This window comes from Streptomyces sp. CAI-85, from assembly GCF_013363615.1.
Lineage (GTDB): Bacteria > Actinomycetota > Actinomycetes > Streptomycetales > Streptomycetaceae > Streptomyces > Streptomyces antibioticus_B.
The window spans coordinates 1-18,647 of sequence record NZ_JAANNX010000040.1; the positions used below are offsets into that span (position 1 = coordinate 1).

Genomic DNA, 18,647 nt, shown 5'->3' on the forward strand with positions numbered 1-18,647 from the left:
CTACGTCGTCGTCAAGGCCCCGCGCTTCGCCTTCGAGAAGTTCCCCTCCGCCGACTCCACCCTCACCACCACCATGAAGTCGGTGGGCGAGGCCATGGCCATCGGCCGCAACTTCACCGAGGCGTTCCAGAAGGCGCTGCGCTCGCTGGAGAAGAAGGGCAGCCAGTTCACCTTCACCGGCGAGACCGGCGACAAGGCCGAGCTGCTGGCCGCGTCCGTGCGCCCCACCGACGGCCGGATCAACACCGTCATGCAGGCGATCCGCGCGGGCGCCACCCCGGAGGAGGTCTTCGAGTACACGAAGATCGACCCCTGGTTCGTCGACCAGCTCTTCCTGATCAAGGAGATCGCCGACGAGCTGGCGGACGCCCCCGAGCTGACCGGCGAGCTGCTCGCCGAGGCCAAGCGGCACGGCTTCTCCGACCAGCAGATCGCCGAGATCCGCGGACTGCGCGAGGACGTGGTGCGCGAGGTCCGGCACGCGCTGGGCATCCGCCCGGTCTACAAGACGGTCGACACCTGCGCCGCCGAGTTCGCCGCCAAGACCCCGTACTTCTACTCCTCCTACGACGAGGAGAGCGAGGTCGCGCCCCGCGAGAAGCCCGCGGTGATCATCCTGGGCTCGGGCCCCAACCGCATCGGCCAGGGCATCGAGTTCGACTACTCCTGCGTCCACGCCTCCTTCGCGCTCTCCGACGCCGGGTTCGAGACCGTCATGGTCAACTGCAACCCGGAGACCGTCTCCACCGACTACGACACCTCCGACCGGCTCTACTTCGAGCCGCTCACCCTGGAGGACGTGCTGGAGATCGTCCACGCGGAGGCGCAGGCCGGACCGATCGCCGGTGTCGTCGTCCAGCTCGGCGGCCAGACCCCGCTGGGCCTGGCGCAGGCGCTCAAGGACAACGGCGTGCCGATCGTCGGCACCCCGCCCGAGGCCATCCACGCCGCCGAGGACCGCGGCGCCTTCGGCCGGGTGCTCGCCGAGGCCGGCCTGCCGGCCCCCAAGCACGGCACCGCCACCACCTTCGCCGAGGCCAAGGCCATCGCCGACGAGATCGGCTACCCCGTCCTGGTCCGCCCGTCGTACGTCCTCGGCGGCCGCGGCATGGAGATCGTCTACGACGAGACCCGGCTGTCCGCCTACATCGCCGAGTCGACCGAGATCAGCCCCACCCGGCCGGTCCTCGTCGACCGCTTCCTCGACGACGCCATCGAGATCGACGTCGACGCCCTCTACGACGGCCACGAGCTGTACCTCGGCGGCGTCATGGAGCACATCGAGGAGGCCGGCATCCACTCCGGCGACTCGGCGTGCGCCCTGCCCCCGATCACCCTGGGCGGCTTCGACATCAAGCGGCTGCGCGCCTCCACCGAGGCGATCGCCAAGGGCGTCGGCGTGCGCGGCCTGATCAACATCCAGTTCGCGATGGCCGGCGACATCCTCTACGTCCTGGAGGCCAACCCGCGCGCGTCCCGCACGGTCCCCTTCACCTCGAAGGCGACCGCGGTGCCGCTGGCGAAGGCCGCCGCCCGCATCTCGCTGGGCGCGACCGTCGCCGAACTGCGCGCCGAGGGCCTGCTCCCGGCCCACGGCGACGGCGGCGAACTGCCGCTGGACGCGCCGATCTCCGTCAAGGAGGCCGTGATGCCGTGGAGCCGCTTCCGGGACACCTCCGGACGCGGCGTCGACACCATCCTCGGCCCGGAGATGCGCTCCACCGGCGAGGTCATGGGCATCGACTCCGTCTTCGGCACGGCGTACGCCAAGTCGCAGGCGGGCGCGTACGGCCCGCTGCCCACCAAGGGACGGGCGTTCATCTCGGTCGCCAACCGCGACAAGCGCTCGATGATCTTCCCGGCGCGCGAGCTGGTCGCCCACGGCTTCGAACTCCTCGCCACCTCCGGCACCGCCGAGGTCCTCAAGCGCAACGGCATCAACGCCACCGTGGTGCGCAAGCAGTCCGAGGGCACCGGCCCGAACGGCGAGAAGACCATCGTCCAGCTCATCCACGACGGCGAGGTCGACCTCATCGTCAACACCCCGTACGGCACCGGCGGCCGCCTCGACGGCTACGACATCCGTACGGCCGCCGTGGCCCGGTCCGTGCCCTGCCTGACGACGGTCCAGGCGCTCGCCGCCGCCGTCCAGGGCATCGACGCCCTCAACCACGGAGGTGTGGGCGTCCGCTCGCTCCAGGAACACGCGGAACATCTGACCGCGGCCCGCGACTAGCAGCCCGAGGGGGACACCGGAAACGGTGTCCCCCTCCGTATGAGGACACAGTGATGTACAAGCTTTTCTTCCGTCTGGTGTTCACCCGGATGGACCCGGAGCAGGCGCACCACCTGGCCTTCCGCTGGATCCGCCTCGCCGCCCGCGTCCCCGTCCTGCGCACCTTCGTCGCCGCCGCCCTCGCCCCCCGCTTCGAGGAGCTGCGCACCGAGGCGTTCGGGCTGCGCATGCACGGCCCCTTCGGGCTCGCCGCAGGCTTCGACAAGAACGCCGTCGCGATCGACGGGATGTCGATGCTGGGCTTCGACCACGTCGAGATCGGCACGGTCACCGGCGAGCCGCAGCCCGGCAACCCGAAGAAGCGGCTGTTCCGGCTCGTGCAGGACCGGGCGCTCATCAACCGCATGGGCTTCAACAACGAGGGCTCGCTGGCCGTCGCCGCCCGACTGGCTTCCCGTACGCCGGTGTTCCGCACGGTCGTGGGCGTCAACATCGGCAAGACCAAGGCCGTACCGGAGGAGGAGGCCGTCGGCGACTACGTGAAGTCGACCGAGCGGCTCGCCCCGTACGCCGACTACCTGGTCGTGAACGTCTCCTCGCCGAACACCCCCGGGCTGCGCAACCTCCAGGCGACCGAGGCCCTGCGGCCGCTGCTGAGCGCCGTCCGCGAGGCCGCCGACCGCACCGTGCCCGCGCGGCACGTCCCGCTGCTGGTGAAGATCGCCCCTGACCTCGCCGACGAGGACGTGGACGCGGTCGCCGACCTGGCCGTCGAACTCGGCCTGGACGGCGTCATCGCCACCAACACCACCATCGCGCGCGAGGGCCTCGGCCTGCGCTCCGACCCCGCGACGGTCGCCGAGACCGGCGGACTGTCCGGAGCCCCGCTCAAGGCCCGCTCCCTGGAGGTGCTGCGCCGCCTCTACGCGCGCGTGGGCGACCGGATCACCCTGGTCGGCGTCGGCGGCATCGAGGACGCCGAGGACGCCTGGCAGCGCATCCTGGCCGGCGCCACCCTGATCCAGGGCTACAGCGCCTTCGTCTACGAGGGGCCCTTCTGGTCCCGCGCCCTGCACAAGGGGCTCGCCGCCCGGCTGCGCACGAGCCCGTACGCCACTCTCGCCGACGCGGTCGGCGCCGACGTGAGGACAACGGCATGACCATGGAACCCTTCGGCGCGCGGCTGCGGCGGGCGATGGACGAACGCGGCCCGCTCTGCGTCGGCATCGACCCGCACGCCTCCCTGCTCCTCGAATGGGGCCTCAACGACGACGTGGCGGGCCTGGAGCGGTTCAGCCGTACGGTCGTCGAGGCGATGGCCGACCGGATCGCCGTCCTGAAGCCGCAGAGCGCGTTCTTCGAGCGGTTCGGCTCGCGCGGGATCGCGGTGCTGGAGAAGTCGGTCCAGGAGGCCAGGGCCGCCGGCGCCCTGGTGGTGATGGACGCCAAGCGCGGCGACATCGGCTCGACCATGGCCGCCTACGCCGAATCCTTCCTGCACAAGGACGCCCCGGCGTTCTCCGACGCCCTCACCGTCTCCCCGTATCTCGGCTACGGCTCGCTGAGCCCGGCCGTGGCGCTGGCCCGGGAGAGCGGCGCGGGTCTGTTCGTCCTGGCGCTGACCTCCAACCCGGAGGGCGGCGAGGTCCAGCACGCGGTGCGCGCGGACGGCCGGGACGTGGGCGCGACCATGCTGGCGCACCTGGCGGTCGAGAACGCGGGGGAGGAGCCCCTGGGGTCCTTCGGGGCCGTCGTCGGCGCCACCCTGGGCGATCTGTCGTCCTACGACCTCGGCATCAACGGTCCGCTGCTCGCGCCGGGAGTGGGCGCCCAGGGGGCCACGCCGAAGGATCTGCCGCGGGTCTTCGGCAGCGCGCTGCGCAACGTCGTGCCGAGCGTCAGCCGGGGTGTGCTGCGCCACGGTCCCGACGTGAGTGCCCTGCGTGACGCGGCGGAACGCTTCGCGGAGGAGATCCGCGTCACGTTGACGGCCGCCTGAGACCCCGTCCGCACGCTTTTCAAACCTCCGATGAGTGGCTCTTGGACCATTTGAGGCTGGATACATCCTCAAATCCGGGGCAGTATGTCTGGAATGTCCCGTCCTGACAGAGGCTGACCAGGACTTTTCCGCTGTTCTCGCTGACTCGGGCGGACTTGGCCGCTAGTCTCCGAGCAGAGTGAACGGGCAGACCGTCTTGCCCGTAGCTCCAGTAGGTGAGGCGCCTTCGGGTTCCTCATCGGTCCGTATCCGACAGTTCGACATCCGAGGTGACGTAGGCGTGGCTCTTCCGCCCCTTACCCCCGAACAGCGCGCAGCCGCGCTCGAAAAGGCCGCCGCGGCTCGCCGGGAGCGGGCCGAGGTCAAGAATCGACTCAAGCACTCCGGCGCCTCCCTGCACGAGGTCATCAAGCAGGGTCAGGAGAACGACGTCATCGGCAAGATGAAGGTCTCCGCCCTGCTCGAGTCCCTGCCGGGCGTGGGCAAGGTCCGCGCCAAGCAGATCATGGAGCGACTCGGCATCTCCGAGAGCCGCCGTGTGCGCGGTCTCGGGTCCAACCAGATCGCTTCCCTGGAGCGTGAGTTCGGCAGCACCGGCGCCTGACACCGGTCACTGCCGGGAAGGGAGTCCCGGGCACTCCGGGATTGCTGGAATAATCGCTGCATGGCTGCAACATTCCGGGGGACGACCCCCGAGCCCCCGGACGTACGTCCGCGGCTGACCGTGCTCTCCGGCCCCTCAGGGGTCGGCAAGAGCACGGTCGTCGCCCATATGCGCAAAGAACACCCTGAGCTGTGGCTCTCGGTGTCGGCGACGACCCGCAGGCCCCGGCCCGGGGAGAAGCATGGCGTCCACTACTTCTTCGTCTCCGACGACGAGATGGACAAGCTGATCGCCAACGGCGAGCTGCTGGAGTGGGCCGAGTTCGCCGGCAACCGCTACGGCACCCCGCGCGCCGCGGTGCTGGAGCGTCTGGAGGCGGGCGAGCCCGTCCTCCTGGAGATCGACCTCCAGGGTGCCCGGCAGGTCCGCGAGTCGATGCCCGAGGCCCGGCTCGTCTTCCTCGCCCCGCCCTCCTGGGAGGAACTGGTGCGCCGGCTCACCGGCCGCGGCACCGAGCCGCCCGAGGTGATCGAGCGCCGTCTGGAGGCGGCGAAGGTCGAACTGGCGGCCGAGCCGGAGTTCGACGAGACGCTGGTCAACACCTCCGTCGAGGATGTGGCGCGCGAGCTGCTAGCCTTGACGGATGTCGTGTGATCACAGCCTGTTCCGTGATCACGGTGCATGATTTCGGTCTTTTCCCATCCATCGGAAGGTAGAGCGTGTCCTCTTCCATCTCCGCGCCCGAGGGCATCATCAACCCGCCGATCGACGAGCTCCTCGAGGCCACCGACTCGAAGTACAGCCTCGTGATCTACGCGGCCAAGCGGGCCCGTCAGATCAACGCGTACTACTCGCAGCTCGGCGAGGGCCTCCTCGAGTACGTCGGTCCGCTCGTGGACACGCACGTCCACGAGAAGCCGCTCTCGATCTCCCTGCGCGAGATCAACGCGGGTCTGCTGACCTCCGAGGCCATCGAGGGCCCCGCGTAACAGCACCCCGCCACAGGCCCGGCAGCGCGACTGCCGGGCCTGTGGTGTGTCATGGAGGGCGTACGTTTCCGAGCGTGGGGAGAGACGGTGGACAAGCCGAAGGTCGTACTGGGCGTCAGTGGTGGCATCGCCGCGTACAAGGCGTGCGAGCTGCTGCGCAGACTGACCGAGTCCGGCCATGACGTGCGGGTGGTCCCCACCGCCTCCGCCCTGCGCTTCGTGGGCGCCCCCACCTGGTCCGCGCTCTCCGGCCACCCGGTCTCCACCGAGGTCTGGGACGACGTGCACGAGGTGCCGCACGTCCGGATCGGCCAGCACGCCGACCTGGTCGTCGTCGCCCCGGCCACCGCCGACCTGCTGGCCAAGGCCGCCCACGGCCTCGCCGACGACCTCCTCACCAACACCCTGCTCACGGCCCGCTGTCCGGTCGTCTTCGCCCCCGCCATGCACACCGAGATGTGGGAGCACCCGGCCACCCGGGAGAACGTCGCCACGCTCCGCCGCCGCGGCGCCGTCGTGATCGAACCGGCCGTCGGCCGGCTGACCGGCGTGGACACCGGCAAGGGCCGGCTGCCCGACCCCGCCGAGATCTTCGAGGTCTGCCGCCGTGTCCTGGCCCGGGGCGTCCGCGAACCCGACCTCGCCGGCCGCCATGTCGTGATCAGTGCCGGCGGCACCCGCGAGCCCCTCGACCCGGTCCGCTTCCTCGGCAACCGCTCCTCCGGCAAACAGGGCTACGCGCTCGCCCGCACCGCCGCCGCCCGGGGCGCCCGGGTCACGCTGATCGCCGCCAACACCGGGCTGCCCGACCCGGCCGGCGTCGACGTCGTCCCCGTCGGCACCGCCGTGCACCTGCGCGAAGAGGTCCTCAAGGCCGCCACCGACGCCGACGCGGTCGTGATGGCGGCCGCCGTGGCCGACTTCCGGCCCGCCGCGTACGCCTCCGGGAAGATCAAGAAGAAGGACGGCAAGGAGCCCGACCCGATCGTCCTCGTACGGAATCCGGACATCCTCGCGGAGCTCTCCGCCGACCGCGCCCGCCCCGGGCAGGTGGTCGTCGGCTTCGCGGCCGAGACCGACGACGTGCTGGCCAACGGCCGCGCGAAGCTTCGCCGCAAGGGCTGCGATCTGCTGGTCGTGAACGAAGTGGGGGAGCGTCGCACGTTCGGCTCCGAGGAGAACGAGGCAATCGTGCTGGCCTCCGACGGGGGCGAGACACCGGTGCCCCACGGACCCAAAGAGGCATTGGCCGAAATCGTATGGGACCTGGTGACGGCACGCTTGACCTGAGGGTTTGATGCGTTTCGCCGTTCCCCGTCCCGCGCTCGATCCGGGCGTGGCGACCCTGGCCAAGGGTGCCCAGCATTGGGCAGAATGCCCGTGCCGCAGGTCACAGCGCTCCCGAGAGGCGAGACAGGTGGGCCGGTGGTCGAGCGCGACCGATAAACTGTTTCTCGGACGGCGCCGGGCGCAGCCCCCGAGCCCGTCCGCCCATGATCAGCCAGCAGCCGCTGCAACCCCAGGGAGCGTTGTGTCCCGTCGCCTGTTCACTTCGGAGTCCGTGACCGAGGGTCACCCCGACAAGATCGCTGACCAGATCAGCGACACCATTCTCGACGCGCTCCTGCGCGAGGACCCGACCTCTCGGGTCGCCGTCGAGACCCTGATCACGACCGGCCTGGTCCACGTGGCCGGAGAAGTCACCACCAAGGCGTACGCGCCGATCCCGCAGCTCGTGCGGGACAAGATCCTCGAGATCGGCTACGACTCCTCCAAGAAGGGCTTCGACGGCGCCTCCTGCGGTGTCTCGGTGTCCATCGGCGCCCAGTCCCCCGACATCGCCCAGGGCGTCGACACGGCGTACGAGTCCCGCGTCGAGGGCGACGAGGACGAGCTGGACCGGCAGGGCGCCGGCGACCAGGGCCTGATGTTCGGCTACGCCTCCGACGAGACGCCCACCCTGATGCCGCTGCCGATCTTCCTGGCGCACCGGCTGTCCAAGCGCCTCTCGGACGTCCGCAAGAACGGCACCATCCCCTACCTGCGCCCCGACGGCAAGACCCAGGTCACCATCGAGTACGACGGCGACAAGGCCGTCCGCCTCGACACGGTCGTCGTCTCCTCGCAGCACGCCTCCGACATCGACCTGGAGTCGCTGCTCGCCCCCGACATCCGCGAGTTCGTCGTGGAGCCGGAGCTGAAGGCGCTCCTGGACGAGGGCATCAAGCTGGACACCGAGGGCTACCGCCTGCTGGTCAACCCGACCGGGCGCTTCGAGATCGGCGGCCCGATGGGCGACGCCGGCCTCACCGGCCGCAAGATCATCATCGACACCTACGGCGGCTTCGCCCGGCACGGCGGCGGCGCCTTCTCCGGCAAGGACCCGTCCAAGGTGGACCGCTCGGCCGCCTACGCCATGCGCTGGGTCGCCAAGAACGTGGTCGCCGCGGGCCTCGCCTCCCGTTGCGAGGTCCAGGTCGCGTACGCGATCGGCAAGGCCGAGCCGGTCGGTCTGTTCGTCGAGACCTTCGGCACCCACAAGGTCGACGTCGACAAGATCGAGAAGGCCATCGACGAGGTCTTCGACCTGCGTCCGGCCGCGATCATCCGCGACCTCGACCTGCTGCGCCCGATCTACGCCCAGACCGCCGCGTACGGCCACTTCGGCCGTGAGCTGCCCGACTTCACGTGGGAGCGCACGGACCGCGTGGAGGCGCTGCGCAAGGCCGCGGGCCAGTAGGAGCCAGGGTTTCCACTCACGCACGTTCACGTCCGACGCCCGGTTTCCCGAGGGGAGGCCGGGTTTCGGCGTTGTTCAGGGGTTCCGGAGTTCCGGCGTTTCCGGGGCAACGGTTTCGGAGGGTCGCGGACTCATAGGAGTAGTCGCGCGAAGTGGCGGCGGTGCGGGGCCGGTGGGCGGTGGCGGCGGGGTGCCGGGTGCGGGGCGTCGGGGGAGGGGGCGTTGTCAGTGGCGTTCGGTAAGAATGCTGGGGTGAGCGGCGAGAACGGGCAGGGGGGCGGTGGCGCGGCCGCGGAGGGCGGGCCGCCCGAGCAGCTCGCGCTGATCCGGGAGAGCGTACGGCGGGCCAAGGCGCCCCGCGCCAAGCCGCGGACCTGGCGGGGGGCCGAGCTGGCCCCGGAGCTGCCGGTGGCGCGGGTCCTCGTCGACAAGGGTGTGCTCCATCTCGACCGCTACTTCGACTACGCGGTCCCCGCCGAGCTGGACGCCGAGGCACAGCCCGGGGTGCGGGTGCGGGTGCGGTTCGGCGCCGGGCGGGGCCGGGTGCGGGAGGGCCGGCGCGAGGGCGGCGGGCTCATCGACGGCTTCCTGATCGAGCGGCTCGCCGCGTCCGACTACTCCGGCCCGCTCGCGGCGCTCGCCCAGGTGGTCTCGCCCGAACCCGTGCTCGGCGAGGAGCTGCTCGGGCTGGCGCGGGCCGTCGCCGACCGGTACGCGGGCAGCCTGGCGGACGTCCTCCAGCTCGCGGTGCCCCCGCGCAACGCGCGCGCCGAGCAGCGGCCCTCACCCGCCCCGCTGCCCCCGCCCCCGGCACCCGAGCCCGGGTCCTGGGCGCGGTACGAGCGGGGGAGCGCCTTCCTGGAGTCCCTGGCCGCGGGCGGAGCACCGCGCGCCGTGTGGAACGCGCTGCCGGGACCCGAGTGGAGTCAGGAGCTGGCCCGGGCCGTCGCCGCGACGCTCGCCTCGGGGCGCGGGGCCCTGGTCGTCGTGCCGGACGGACGGGCCGCCGCCCGGGTCGACGGCGCGCTGACGGCCCTGCTGGGCGAGGGACGGCACGCCCTGCTCACCGCGGACGCCGGGCCGGAGAAGCGGTACCGCGAGTGGCTGGCCGTACGGCGCGGGAGCGTACGGGCGGTGGTCGGCACCCGGGCCGCCATGTTCGCCCCGGTCCGCGACCTCGGCCTGGTCGCGCTCTGGGACGACGGGGACGACAGCCACAGCGAGCTGCACGCCCCGCAGCCGCACGCCCGTGAGGTACTGCTGCTGCGGGCCGCGCAGGACCGGTGCGCCTTCCTGATGGGCGGCTGGAGCTGCACCGTGGAGGGCGCGCAGCTCGTGGAGAGCGGCTGGGCGCAGGGGCTGGTCGCCGCCCGGGAGCAGGTGCGGCGGGCCGCTCCCCTGGTGCGCACCGTGGGGGACCAGGACCTCGCGAGGGACGAGGCGGCGCGGGCCGCCCGGCTGCCCACGCTCGCCTGGCAGACGGTCCGGGAGGGGCTGCGGCACGGGCCGGTGCTGGTCCAGGTGCCCCGGCGCGGGTACGTGCCGCGGATGGCGTGCGCGCAGTGCCGGGCCGCCGCCCGGTGCCGGCACTGCGCCGGTCCGCTGGAGGCGCGGGACGGCGGGGCGCTGGGGTGCGGCTGGTGCGGGCGTGAGGAGAGCGCCTGGCACTGTCCGGAGTGCGGGTCGTTCCGGCTGCGGGCGCAGGTCGTGGGGGCCAGACGGACCGCCGAGGAGCTGGGGCGGGCGTTTCCGGCCGTGCCGGTGCGGACCTCCGGGCGCGAGCAGGTGCTGGACACGGTGCCGGGGGCTCCCGCGCTGGTGGTGAGCACCCCGGGCGCCGAGCCGGTCGCCGAGGGCGGCTATGCGGCGGCGCTGCTGCTGGACGGCTGGGCGATGCTCGGCAGACCCGATCTGCGGGCCGGGGAGGACGCGCTGCGGCGGTGGATCGCGGCGGCCGCGCGGGTGCGCCCGCAGGGGGACGGGGGGACGGTCGTCGTGGTCGCCGAGCCGACGCTGCGGCCGGTGCAGGCGCTGGTGCGGTGGGACCCGGTCGGGCACGCGGTGCGGGAGCTGGCCGAGCGGGCCGAGCTGGGGTTCCCGCCGGTCTCGCGGATGGCGGCGGTGTCCGGGAAGGGGGAGGCGGTGGCCGCGTTCCTGACGGCGGTCGAGCTGCCGGGGGAGGCGGAGGTGCTGGGTCCGGTGCCGCTGCCGCCGAGCCCCGCCGGGCGGCCCGCGCGGCCGGGGGCGCCGCCGCCCGGGGAGCACTGGGAGCGGGCGCTGATCCGGGTGCCGCCGGGGAGAGGGGCCGCGCTGGCCGCCGCCCTGAAGGCGGCGCAGGCCGCGCGGATGGCACGCGGTGGGCAGGACGCGGTGCGGGTGCGGATCGATCCGCCGGACATCGGCTGAGGGGCCCGAGAGGGAGCGAGAGGGAGAACGTCCCGAGGAGGATGTGCGGCTGCCCTCCCGGGCGGGGGCCGAGAGGGCAGGGGGGAGGACGGAAGGGGGCGACGGAGGGTGGATCAGCCGTTGCGGGGGCCGGGGAAGGCGGTGGGTCTCGCCTCGTCGCGCAGGGCCGGGCTGCCGGCGGTCGGCTGGGTCGGCATGGAGCGGGCGGCGGGGACCGTGGGCAGCGCGGTGGTCACGCCGACCGTGCGGGTGGTGCCGGCCGGCTCCGGGGCGCGCTCGGGCTCGGGGGTCTGCTGGGCGGCGGCGCGGCGGGCGCCGTAGCGGCGGTGCACGGCCTGCTTGGTGACGCCGAGCGCGGAGCCCACCGCGTCCCACGAGAAGCCGAGCGAGCGGTCGAAGTCCACCGCCGCGGTGACCAGGGTCTCGACGCTGTCCCGCAGTTCCTGGGCGAGGCGGACCGTCGGGGCGGGGGCGCGTCCGTAGACGACGAAGCCCGTGGCGGGGCCGGAGCGGCGGGGACGGTAGACGTTGCCCAACTGGGCGGTCAGGGTGCGCAGCGCGTCCACCTGCCGGCGGACCCGCTCGATGTCCCGCACCAGCAAGTGCAGGCTGGCCCGGGCCTGGGCGTCGTGGGTTGCATGGTCGGCCATGAACAAGCCTCTCGAACCGGCGTAGAAGAGATGGGAAGTCAACTCGTTCTTGACCAACGCGGGTTCGCTCCGCTGGTCACGGTGTGGGGGCGTATGGGCATATGCGTACGCCCCCCGTGAGGTTGGCCTCGGGGGCGGTCATCTGGTGTGTCGTCATAAAATTGTGTGCTGCGTGTGCAGCCCGTCTTCCCGTTCCGTCCGAGAGGCCCGTGTCCCTTCATGAAGCTCGTCTTCGCCGGTACCCCCGAGGTCGCCGTTCCCGCCCTGGACGCCCTGATCGCCTCCGGGCGGCACGAGGTGGCCGCCGTCGTCACGCGGCCCGACGCGCCGGCCGGGCGGGGGCGCCGGCTGGTCGCGTCGCCCGTGGCCCAGCGGGCCGAGGAGGCCGGGATCGAGGTGCTCAGGCCGGAGCGGCCCCGGGACCCCGACTTCCTGGAGCGGCTGCGGGAGATCGCGCCGGACTGCTGTCCCGTCGTCGCCTACGGGGCGCTGCTGCCCCGGGTCGCGCTGGACATCCCCGCGCAGGGCTGGGTGAACCTGCACTTCTCGCTGCTGCCGGCCTGGCGCGGCGCCGCCCCCGTGCAGCACGCGATCATGGCGGGCGACGAGATCACCGGCGCCTCCACCTTCCTGATCGAGGAGGGGCTCGACTCCGGGCCGGTCTACGGCACGGTCACCGAGGTGATCCGGCCCACCGACACCAGCGGGGACCTGCTGACCCGGCTCGCCTTCGCGGGCGCCGGGCTGCTCTCCGCGACCATGGACGGCGTCGAGGACGGCAGCCTGAAGGCCGTACCGCAGCCGCACGACGGCATCAGCCTCGCGCCGAAGATCACCGTCGAGGACGCGCACGTCGACTGGGCCGCCCCGGCGCTGCGCGTCGACCGTGTGGTGCGCGGCTGCACCCCCGCGCCCGGCGCCTGGACGGTCTTCCGGGGCGAGCGCCTCAAGCTCATCCAGGTTCAGCCCGTCCCGGGCCGTGACGACCTCGCCCCGGGCGCCCTGGCCGTCGGCAAGAACAGCGTCCACGTCGGCACCGGCTCCTACGCCGTCGAGCTGCTGTGGGTCCAGGCCCAGGGCAAGAAGCCGATGCGGGCGGCCGACTGGGCCCGCGGGGTGCGGATCGCCGACGGGGAGCGGCTGGGGGAGTAGGCCCGGCGGCCCCGGCCGGCCGGCGGCAGGCGCCGCGCGTCCGGGTCCCGGCACCGTCGTACGCTGGGACGCGGACCCCGAATTCCAGAAAGCGGAGCACCTTTTTCGTGAGCGAGTCGTCCTCCCGTCCCCGTAAGCCCGCCAAGCCGTACCGGCGGCCGCAGAAGGACCCCGTCCGTTTCCTCGCCTTCGAGGCCCTGCGGGCCGTGGACGAGCGGGACGCGTACGCGAACCTCGTGCTGCCGCCGCTGCTGCGCAAGGCCCGGGAGAAGGAGGGGCCGGAGAAGTTCGACGCGCGCGACGCGGCCCTCGCCACCGAGCTGGTCTACGGCACACTGCGCCGGCAGGGCACCTACGACGCCGTGATCGCGGCCTGTGTGGACCGGCCGCTGCGGGAGGTCGACCCGCCGGTGCTGGACGTGCTCAGCCTCGGGGTGCACCAGTTGCTCGGCACGCGCATCCCGACGCACGCGGCCGTCTCCGCCTCCGTCGAGCTGGCGCGGGTGGTGCTCGGCGACGGCCGGGCCAAGTTCGTCAACGCCGTGCTGCGCAAGGTCGCCGCCCAGGACCTGGACGCCTGGCTCGCCCAGGTCGCGCCGCCCTACGACGACGACCCCGAGGACCATCTCGCCGTCGTGCACTCGCATCCGCGCTGGGTGGTCTCCGCGCTGTGGGACTCCCTGGGCGGCGGGCGCGCCGGGATCGAGGACCTGCTGGAGGCCGACAACGAGCGCCCCGAGGTGACCCTGGTGGCCCGGCCCGGCCGTGCCACCACCGACGAGCTGCTCGACGTGGAGTCGGCCGTCCCGGGCCGCTGGTCGCCGTACGCGGTGCGGCTCGCCGAGGGCGGTGAGCCTGGCGCCGTCGACGCGGTGCGCGAGGGGCGCGCCGGGGTGCAGGACGAGGGCAGCCAGCTCGTGGCGCTGGCCCTGGCGAACGCCCCGCTGGAGGGCCCCGACCGGCTCTGGCTCGACGGCTGCGCGGGCCCCGGCGGCAAGGCCGCGCTGCTCGCCGCGCTCGCCGCGGAGCGCGGGGCGACCCTCCTCGCCGCCGAGAAGCAGCCGCACCGGGCGGGCCTGGTGGCGAAGGCGCTGAACGGCAACCCGGGCCCCTACCAGGTGATCACCGCCGACGGCACCCGTCCGCCGTGGCGGCCCGGCTCCTTCGACCGGGTGCTGATGGACGTGCCGTGCACCGGCCTCGGCGCCCTGCGGCGCCGTCCCGAGGCGCGCTGGCGCCGCCGTCCGGAGGACCTGGACACCTTCGCGCCCCTTCAGCGCGGGCTGCTGCGCACCGCGCTGGAGTCGGTCCGGGTCGGCGGGGTCGTCGGCTACGCCACCTGCTCGCCGCATCTCGCCGAGACCCGGGCGGTGGTCGCCGACGTCCTCAAGCAGTTCCCGGACGCCGACCTGATCGACGCCCGCCCCCTGCTGCCGGGCGTGCCGGCCCTGGGCGAGGGGCCCGACGTCCAGCTCTGGCCGCATCTGCACGGCACCGATGCCATGTATCTGGCGCTCATCCGCCGGACCGGCTGACCTCCTCCGGTCCCGTGGCGGCGGCCGTGCCGTCCTCGTGTGCGAGGCGGTGCGGCCACCACACCTTCGGGCCGATGTCCAGGAACAGGGACGTCACCAGGACCGAGCGCACCACGAAGGTGTCGAGAAGGACGCCCAGGGCGACCGCGAAGCCGATCTCGGCGAAGGCGACCATCGGCAGGGTGCCGAGGGCGGCGAAGGTGCCGGCCAGCACCAGACCGGCGGAGGTGATGACCGCGCCGGTGGCCGCCAGGCCCGTCACCACGCCCCGGCGGGTGCCCTGGCGGCCGGTCTCCTCGCGGATCCGGGTCGTCAGGAAGATGTTGTAGTCGATGCCCAGGGCGACCAGGAAGACGAAGACGAAGAGGGGGAAGTCCGTCGACTCGCCCGCGTAGTCGAACACATGCCGGAAGGCGAGCGCGCTGAGGCCGAGCGCCGCCGCGAACGACAGGATCACCGTCCCGACCAGCAGCAGTGGCGCGATCACGGCGCGCAGCAGGGCGGCCAGGATCAGCAGGACCACGATCAGCACCAGCGGGATGATCAGCAGATTGTCGTGGGTGGTCGCCCGGTCCATGTCGAGCAGGGCCGCCGTGCCGCCGCCCACCTGGGCGTCGGCCTCGGGCACCGCGTGCACGGCGTCCCGGACCCGCTCGACGGTCTGTTTCGCGGCCTCGCTGTCCGACGGGTCGGTCATCGTCGCCTCGAACAGCACCTGGCCGTCGTGGACCGGTTTCGTGCCCGGCGGCCGGCCGAGGGAGTCCGGCACCACGCCCTCGGTGCCCGCGACCGCCCGGCTCACCTCCGCCGCCTGGGCCTCGTTGGAGACGATCACCAGGGGATCGCCGCTGCCCGCCGGGAAGTACTCCTCGGAGACCCGCTGGCCGGTGATGGAGTCGGGGGTGCCGGTGAAGGCGTCGGCGTTGCTGATGCCCTCGGCGCGCAACTGGATCAGGCCGAGCGAACAGACGGCCAGAACCAGGGCCGTCACGATCCAGACCGTGCGCGGACGCCGGGCGATCCCGCGCCCGGTGCGGGCCCAGACGCCTCTCTCGGTCGGGTCGGGCGCCCCGAAGTGCGGGATCACCGGCCAGAAGATCCAGCGGCCGAAGATCACCAGCAGGGCCGGGAACAGGGTCATCATCGCCAGCAGCGCGACCGCCACCCCGATCGCGGCGACCGGGCCGAGCCCGCGCGTGGAGTTCATCTCGGCGGCCAGCAGCACCAGCATGCTCAGCACCACCGTGGCCCCGGAGGCCAGCACGGCCGGGCCCGCCCGGTGCAGGGCGAGCGCCATCGCCTCGTGCCGGTCCTCGTGCCGGCGCAGTTCTTCCCGATAGCGGGCCACCAGCAGCAGGGCGTAGTCCGTCCCCGCGCCGAACACCAGCACGGTCAGAATGCCCGCGCTCTGTCCGTTCACGGTCAGGCCCGCGTGCTCGGCCAGGAAGTAGATCACGGACTGCGCGGTGAACAGCGCGGCGATCACCGCGAGCAGCGGCACCACGAGCAGCGTCGGACTGCGGTAGGTGATCAGGAGCATGACGATGACGACGCCCATCGCCGCGAACAGCAGGGTGGAGTCGATGCCCTCGAACGCCTCGGAGAAGTCCGCCGAGGTGCCGCCGGGTCCGGTGATGTGCACGGCGAGACCGTCGCCGCCCTCGCCGACGACGTCGCGGATCGAGTCGACGGCCGGCGCGATGCGCTCCCAGCCCTGTTCGTCCATGGTGACCGGGACGTAGATCTGGGCGGCGCGCGGATCCACCGGCCGGTCGAAGACCGGGCCGCGGGTCTCGGCGCCCCGGATGCCGTGGTCGGTGAGCTGCCTGAGCTGCACCGCGTCCTCGGCGATCGCGGCGCGGTCCTGTGCCGTCAGACCGCCGTCGCGCGCGTACACCACGACCGCGGGGATCTGCTCGGGCCGGAAGTCCTTGGAGATCTCCAGCACCTGGGTGGACTCCGCCGAGCCCGGCAGCCAGGAGGCCGCGTCGTTGTCCTGGGCGTCGGTGAGCTTCTGGGCGAACGGCGCCGTCAGGAACAGCAGCACCAGCCAGAGCACCAGCACCAGCCACTTGGCGCGCCGCCCGCAGACGAGATGCGCGATCCCGCGTTGCCCGCTCGTCATGCCGACCCCCGTCGGTCAGGGGCGCGGGGAACTGCGCGACAAGCCCCCCACGGCCCGCGGTGTTCCCACGACGGTACCGGCACCCGCGCCCGCGCACCCAGCCCGAGCGGACCGGTGCGGCCAACCCCCGGAGGGCATGGCAGGCTTGGGGCATGGCCGCGCAGATCAACCCCAGCATCCTGTCCGCCGACTTCGCCCGCCTCGCGGACGAGGCCAGGGCGGTGGAGGGAGCCGACTGGCTCCACGTCGACGTGATGGACAACCATTTCGTCCCGAACCTCACGCTCGGTGTGCCGGTCGTAGAGTCGCTGGCCCGTGCGACGGACACCCCGCTGGACTGCCATCTGATGATCGAGGCCCCCGATCGCTGGGCCCCGCAGTACGTCGAGGCGGGTGCCTCGTCCGTCACCTTCCACGTCGAGGCCGCCGCCGCCCCGGTGCGGCTCGCCCGTGAGATCCGGGCCAAGGGCGCCCGTGCCTCCATGGCGCTCAAGCCCGCGACGCCGATCGAGCCGTACGAGGATCTGCTGCCCGAGCTGGACATGCTGCTGATCATGACGGTCGAACCGGGCTTCGGGGGCCAGGCGTTCCTCGACATCATGCTCCCCAAGATCCGCCGCACCCGCGAGTTGATCAGCAAGCACGGCCTCGAACTGTGGCTTCAGGTGGACGGCGGCGTCTCGGCCTCGACGATCGAGCGGTGCGCCGACGCGGGGGCCGACGTCTTCGTGGCCGGTTCCGCGGTCTACGGCGCCGACGACCCGGCCGAGGCGGTCCGAGCGCTGCGCGCCCAGGCGGAGGCGGCGACCGGCCGGGCGACCTGGGCCTGCGCCCACTGAGGCCCGCCCCGAGGGAGGGGCCGTTCACCGGACGGATCGCCGTACGGACAGCCCGCTGAACACGCACTCCGTGCGGACGGCGGGCCACAGGAACGTGAACGACTCCCATCAGGGCTGATCAAGACCGCCGAATCTGCGAGGATGAACGGCGTATCCAGAGTGTGAACAGCAGTGAGGAGATCGCCGTGTCGGGTATGTCGGCAGGCCGGTCAGCCATGCGGATGGGACCCGCAGAGCTGGTGCAGGCGGCGGCCATGGCCCGCCGCTTCTACCTCGAGGGCAAATCGAAGATCCAGATCGCGGAGGAGTTCGGCGTCAGCCGCTTCAAGGTGGCCCGGGTCCTGGAGACCGCCCTCGAACGGGATCTCGTACGCATCGAGATCCGGGTGCCGGCCGAACTGGACGCGGAGCGCTCCGACGCGCTGCGCGCCCGCTACGGCCTCCGGCACGCCGTGGTGGTGGAGTCGCCGGCCGACGCCGAGGACTCGCCCGATCCGGAGAATCTGGGGGAAGTGGCCGCCGATCTGCTCGGCGAGCTGGTGAACGAGGGGGACGTCCTGGGCCTGGCCTGGGGCCGCTCCACCATCAACATGGCGGCGGCCCTCGACCGGCTGCCGCCGTGCACGGTCGTGCAGCTCACGGGCGTGTACGACGCCGGGACGGCCGAGCGCGGCTCGGTGGAGGCCGTCCGCCGCGCCGCCCAGGTGTCCGGCGGCGACGCGCACCCCATCTACGCGCCGATGCTGCTGCCGGACGCGGCCACCGCGGCCGCGCTGCGCAACCAGACCGGGATCGCCCGGGCCTTCGAGTACTTCGACAAGGTCACGGTCGCCTGTGTCTCCATCGGCTCCTGGGAGCCGGGCATCTCGACGGTGCACGACATGCTGAGCGACGAGGAGCGGGCGCACTACGCCTCGCTCGGCGTCGCCGCCGAGATGTCCGCGCACCTCTTCGACGCCGACGGCCGCCGGGTCGGGCGCGATCTGGGCGAGCGGTGCATCACGGTCAAGGCCGACCAGCTCCGCCGGATCCCCGAGGTCGTCGCGATCGCGGGCGGGCAGCGCAAGGCCGCCGCGATCGACGCGGTGCTGCGGTCCGGGCTGGTCACCAGCCTGGTCACGGACACGGCCGCGGCCGACTATCTGATGACGGCGGGGCCGACGCCCAAGCCGGCGCTGAACCGGTCGGATCCGGACGGGATCTGACCGCCTCGGACGGGGCATCGGGAGAGGGGGCGGCCACGCACTGGCCGCCCCCTCTCCCGCATCGGCCGGCACTCGGTCGACGGGCCCTCGGAGGATTCTCCAAGGGCCCCCTGAGCTGCTTGGACGTTCCGCCCGGGCGTTCCGGCCCGGTCGTCATGGGACAATGA

15 protein-coding genes are annotated in these 18,647 nt (G+C 72.8%); 13 read left to right on the top strand and 2 right to left on the bottom strand.

The annotated features are described in order from the left end of the window. From carB to G6W55_RS28180, 9 genes are all read left to right on the top strand, one after another. Positions 1-2,236, top strand: a 2,236-nt coding sequence (gene carB, locus G6W55_RS28140) for a carbamoyl-phosphate synthase large subunit (RefSeq protein ID WP_175523600.1), incomplete at its 5' end; no start/stop codon positions are given. Between the two features lie 53 nt (positions 2,237-2,289). Continuing rightward, a complete protein-coding gene (locus tag G6W55_RS28145) occupies positions 2,290-3,396 on the top strand; it encodes a quinone-dependent dihydroorotate dehydrogenase (protein WP_175523601.1) in 1,107 nt (368 codons plus the stop codon). Next, a complete protein-coding gene (gene pyrF, locus G6W55_RS28150) occupies positions 3,393-4,235 on the top strand; it encodes an orotidine-5'-phosphate decarboxylase (protein ID WP_175523602.1) in 843 nt (280 codons plus the stop codon). Before G6W55_RS28145 ends, pyrF begins: the two co-directional genes overlap by 4 nt. Before the next feature lie 280 nt (positions 4,236-4,515). Beyond that, positions 4,516-4,839 (top strand): integration host factor, encoded by a 324-nt coding sequence (locus tag G6W55_RS28155; RefSeq protein ID WP_026246651.1) that lies wholly within the window; start codon positions 4,516-4,518, stop codon positions 4,837-4,839. A 60-nt stretch (positions 4,840-4,899) separates the two neighbouring features. Continuing rightward, positions 4,900-5,493, top strand: coding sequence for a guanylate kinase (gene gmk / locus G6W55_RS28160; protein WP_030785849.1), 594 nt, complete (start codon positions 4,900-4,902; stop codon positions 5,491-5,493). Between the two features lie 65 nt (positions 5,494-5,558). Then, positions 5,559-5,828, top strand: coding sequence for a DNA-directed RNA polymerase subunit omega (rpoZ, locus tag G6W55_RS28165; RefSeq protein ID WP_030785847.1), 270 nt, complete (start codon positions 5,559-5,561; stop codon positions 5,826-5,828). A gap of 87 nt (positions 5,829-5,915) precedes the next feature. Continuing rightward, the gene (coaBC, locus tag G6W55_RS28170) at positions 5,916-7,118 is read left to right on the top strand and encodes a bifunctional phosphopantothenoylcysteine decarboxylase/phosphopantothenate--cysteine ligase CoaBC (RefSeq protein ID WP_175523603.1); all 1,203 of its coding nucleotides are present in this window, start codon (positions 5,916-5,918) and stop codon (positions 7,116-7,118) included. Between the two features lie 241 nt (positions 7,119-7,359). Further along, positions 7,360-8,568, top strand: a complete 1,209-nt coding sequence (metK, locus tag G6W55_RS28175) for a methionine adenosyltransferase (protein ID WP_030785842.1) — start codon at positions 7,360-7,362, stop codon at positions 8,566-8,568. A 252-nt stretch (positions 8,569-8,820) separates the two neighbouring features. Beyond that, positions 8,821-10,974, top strand: a complete 2,154-nt coding sequence (locus G6W55_RS28180) for a primosomal protein N' (protein ID WP_175523604.1) — start codon at positions 8,821-8,823, stop codon at positions 10,972-10,974. 113 nt (positions 10,975-11,087) lie between these two features. Here the strand turns inward: G6W55_RS28180 and G6W55_RS28185 are convergent, their stop codons facing one another. Next, positions 11,088-11,624: a hypothetical protein gene (locus tag G6W55_RS28185; protein ID WP_175523605.1), complete on the bottom strand. Its 537-nt coding sequence runs from the start codon at positions 11,622-11,624 to the stop codon at positions 11,088-11,090. Positions 11,625-11,843: 219 nt separating this feature from the next. On the opposite strand from G6W55_RS28185, the gene fmt reads away from it, so the two are divergent. Next, the gene (fmt, locus tag G6W55_RS28190; protein ID WP_175523606.1) at positions 11,844-12,776 is read left to right on the top strand and encodes a methionyl-tRNA formyltransferase; all 933 of its coding nucleotides are present in this window, start codon (positions 11,844-11,846) and stop codon (positions 12,774-12,776) included. A 107-nt stretch (positions 12,777-12,883) separates the two neighbouring features. After that, positions 12,884-14,311 (top strand): transcription antitermination factor NusB, encoded by a 1,428-nt coding sequence (locus tag G6W55_RS28195; RefSeq protein WP_175523607.1) that lies wholly within the window; start codon positions 12,884-12,886, stop codon positions 14,309-14,311. On the opposite strand, the gene G6W55_RS28200 is transcribed toward G6W55_RS28195, so the two are convergent. Beyond that, positions 14,292-16,436 carry an MMPL family transporter gene (locus G6W55_RS28200; RefSeq protein ID WP_175523608.1) on the bottom strand — a complete coding sequence of 715 codons (2,145 nt, stop codon included), beginning with the start codon at positions 16,434-16,436 and terminating at the stop codon, positions 14,292-14,294. The two genes, G6W55_RS28195 and G6W55_RS28200, sit on opposite strands and share 20 nt — an antisense overlap. 152 nt (positions 16,437-16,588) lie before the next feature. Here G6W55_RS28200 and rpe point away from each other — a divergent pair, with 152 nt between their 5' ends. Both rpe and G6W55_RS28210 read left to right on the top strand, forming a co-directional pair. After that, positions 16,589-17,275: a ribulose-phosphate 3-epimerase gene (gene rpe / locus G6W55_RS28205; protein WP_175523609.1), complete on the top strand. Its 687-nt coding sequence runs from the start codon at positions 16,589-16,591 to the stop codon at positions 17,273-17,275. Between the two features lie 161 nt (positions 17,276-17,436). Then, complete coding sequence (locus tag G6W55_RS28210; protein WP_085208413.1) at positions 17,437-18,480, top strand: sugar-binding transcriptional regulator; 1,044 nt, start codon at positions 17,437-17,439, stop codon at positions 18,478-18,480. The last annotated feature ends 167 nt before the right edge of the window (positions 18,481-18,647 follow it).